Here is a 2,810-nt window from a genome sequence, read left to right on the forward strand (position 1 = left end):
AAATTAAAAATAATTTTAATCGGTCATAATTCTAAAAACTTTGAAAAATATTTTACATCAATATCGGATGTCAGTCTTACTTCTAAATCTGTAAAAGAAGAAAAAACTACCATCGTCCCATCTTGGATAAAAAGTAATGCCGAGTGGTGGACAGATGGAATTGTAGGTGATGAAGAATTTATCCAATCAATTCAATTTTTAATTAATCAAAATATCATTAATATTCCAATTACTGAATCCAAATCCGCAGGATCTCAAGAAATTCCATCTTGGATAAAAAATAATGCCAGATGGTGGGCAGATGACTTGATTTCTGAGAGGGATTTTGTTAAAGGAATAGAATTTCTAATCAGTCAAGGGCTAATTAGATAATTAAAATTTAAAATTAGAATTTAAAACTAACAATGGTTTACTGATTAGTGACATTTTCAACTAAATTTCCTTTTTTAAAATAATATTAAGATAATACTGAAAATTTATATGAATTATTACTATGTGCTTGAATGAAAACTAAAACTAATGCCGATCTGGTAATTTACGCTTGAATATTTTTGGGAAATCAACCTGAATGTCTCAATGATTTATAAGACGATTATCGATTTTTTCACTTTATGGCAAAGGTATACGACGTACCAGCGGATATGCTAATTAAAAGACTTGCAGAAATTCTAAAGAATGAAGATATTCCTGCACCATCTTGGATTCCGTTTGTCAAAACTGGAGCTCACGCCGACAAACCTCCACAAGAGCGAGATTGGTGGTATACTAGATGTGCATCAATTATGAGAAAAATTTACTTTCATGGCCCAATTGGAATTAATGAATTAAGAAAAGATTATGGTGGTGGCAAGCCATCTGGATATGGAGCTGCCCATCACAAAGATGCAGGCGGTGCAATTATCCGAAATGCTATTCAAGGATTAGAAAAACTTGGCTATTTAGAAAAAGTTGAGAAGAAAGGTAGAGTTATTTCTAAACACGGAATGCAAAAACTAGACCGTCTATCCACTGAAATTCTTAAAGAACTAATTGTTGAGAATCCTCAATTGAAAGTTTACACATAGGTTCAAAATGAGTTTTCCAGAATCTAATGAATCTCCTTTTGAAGACACTAATAGTGAATCATCCAAACAAAAAGAACAAATTCTAAAACAAATTCTTTCACCTGAAGCCAGGCTGAGACTAAATAATATAAAAATGGTAAAATCTGAACTGTCTGAGCTAGTTGAGCAATATTTGATTGGAATGGCAACACAAGGTAAACTTCCTGGTCAGATCTCTGATGATCAACTCAAGCAAATACTACTCTCTATTCAGCAACCAAAACGTAATTTTAAGATAAATCGAGTATAATTCAGAAAAAATATAATTATGGGTAACGATTTGGTTAACTTATGAAAGCAGTTGTATACAATGAATATGCACCAGATGATAATTATGCTAAAATCCTTAAAGTCCAGGATATAGATGATCCTAAACCAAAAGCAGATGAAGTAGTCTTCAAAGTTAAATCTGCAGCCCTTAATTATAATGATATTTGGGGAATGAGGGGAGTGCCGGTTGCTGTTCCATTACCACATGTGTCTGGATCAGATGCAGCTGGGGATGTAATAGCAGTTGGAGATGATGTTAAAAATATTAAAGTTGGAGATAGGGTGGTATCTCACTCTAACATGTCTTGTAGGGTTTGTAAAGCATGTACTGACGGTAGAGAATTTGACTGTACAAAAAGAACCATTTGGGGATTCCAAACTGGCCCAACATGGGGAGCTTTTCAAGAAGTTACTCATTTGCCAGAAGTTAATGTTTCAGTTATTCCAGAAGGGGTATCATATGATGAAGCGGCAGCTGCATCCATGACGATACTTACATCATGGCACATGTTAGTTGGTAGAGCCAAAATTACTCCTGGACAAACTGTTCTAATTATGGGTGGAGGTTCTGGAGTAGGAAGCTTTGGAATTCAAATTGCAAAATTATACAATTGTGATGTTATTGCAACTGCAAGTCCAGACAAGCTAGACAAATGTTTGGAACTTGGAGCTGATTATGCGGTAGATCATAGAAAAGATGATTGGAGTAAAGAAGTCTTCAAAATTTCAAAAGAAATTGCAAAGAGAAAAGGTGAAGCACCAGGAATTGATTTATCTTTTGATCATATTGGTGAAACACATTGGAATAAACAATTACAATTGTTAAAGTATGGTGCAACACTTGTTTCATGTGGTGCAACAACTGGATACAATGCACAAACCGATCTTAGACATGTTTTCTTTAAAGGAACTAACATCTTGGGTTCAACACAGGGAACCAAAGCAGAACTTGATCAAGCCCTTTACTGGATGGGTCAAGGAAAAATTAAAGCCGCAATTGACTCAACATATACATTTGAGCAAGCAGCAGAGGCCCACACAAAGATGTTGACTGGAAAAGGCATGTTTGGCAAAATCTTAATGAAACCCGAGGGCGCTTAGTCATTTAATGACACAGCTTTTCAGAAGCCTCATTTTTGTTCCTGGAAACAATCCTAGGTTTCTTGAAAAAGCAAAAAAACTACAAGCCGATATTGTTTGCTTTGATCTTGAAGATTCAGTTCCAGAAAATGAAAAAACTAATGCACGAAATCTTATCAGATCTGCATTAAAATCTAGAAAATCATATGGCTCATCAATTTTTGTGCGTACGAATTCCCCCACTTCAGGGAAAATTCCTTCTGACCTCAAAGAGATTGTTCACAAAGGAATTGATGGAATTGTAATTCCCAAGGTAAATAATGTAAAAGAGATGCAAAAAATTGAAAAAATTCTTTC

Annotated in this window: 4 protein-coding genes and 1 pseudogene; all 5 read left to right on the forward strand. The window is 34.6% G+C overall.

All coding sequences use genetic code 11. The features are described from left to right. Nucleotides 1-372: pseudogene (locus OEW78_RS10380) on the forward strand (peptidase); the annotation flags it as partial. A 239-nt stretch (nucleotides 373-611) separates the two neighbouring features. Further along, nucleotides 612-1,064, forward strand: a complete 453-nt coding sequence (locus OEW78_RS10385) for a 30S ribosomal protein S19e (RefSeq protein WP_300327218.1) — start codon at nucleotides 612-614, stop codon at nucleotides 1,062-1,064. A gap of 7 nt (nucleotides 1,065-1,071) precedes the next feature. After that, on the forward strand, nucleotides 1,072-1,353 hold the full coding sequence (locus OEW78_RS10390) for a DNA-binding protein (protein WP_300327219.1): 282 nt from the start codon (nucleotides 1,072-1,074) through the stop codon (nucleotides 1,351-1,353). 41 nt (nucleotides 1,354-1,394) lie between these two features. Next, the gene (locus OEW78_RS10395) at nucleotides 1,395-2,474 is read left to right on the forward strand and encodes a zinc-binding dehydrogenase (protein ID WP_300327220.1); all 1,080 of its coding nucleotides are present in this window, start codon (nucleotides 1,395-1,397) and stop codon (nucleotides 2,472-2,474) included. A gap of 7 nt (nucleotides 2,475-2,481) precedes the next feature. After that, a partial coding sequence (locus OEW78_RS10400; RefSeq protein ID WP_300327221.1) for an aldolase/citrate lyase family protein occupies nucleotides 2,482-2,810 on the forward strand: 329 nt, incomplete at its 3' end.

The organism is Candidatus Nitrosopumilus sp. (genome assembly GCF_029882185.1).
Taxonomy (GTDB): domain Archaea; phylum Thermoproteota; class Nitrososphaeria; order Nitrososphaerales; family Nitrosopumilaceae; genus Nitrosopumilus.

Excerpts from the sequence above, each read along its gene's own strand:
- OEW78_RS10385 (WP_300327218.1), top strand. The coding sequence starts at position 612 with ATGGCAAAGGTATACGACGTACCAGCGGATATGCTAATTAAAAGACTT.
- OEW78_RS10390 (WP_300327219.1), top strand. The coding sequence starts at position 1,072 with ATGAGTTTTCCAGAATCTAATGAATCTCCTTTTGAAGACACTAATAGT.
- OEW78_RS10395 (WP_300327220.1), top strand. The coding sequence starts at position 1,395 with ATGAAAGCAGTTGTATACAATGAATATGCACCAGATGATAATTATGCT.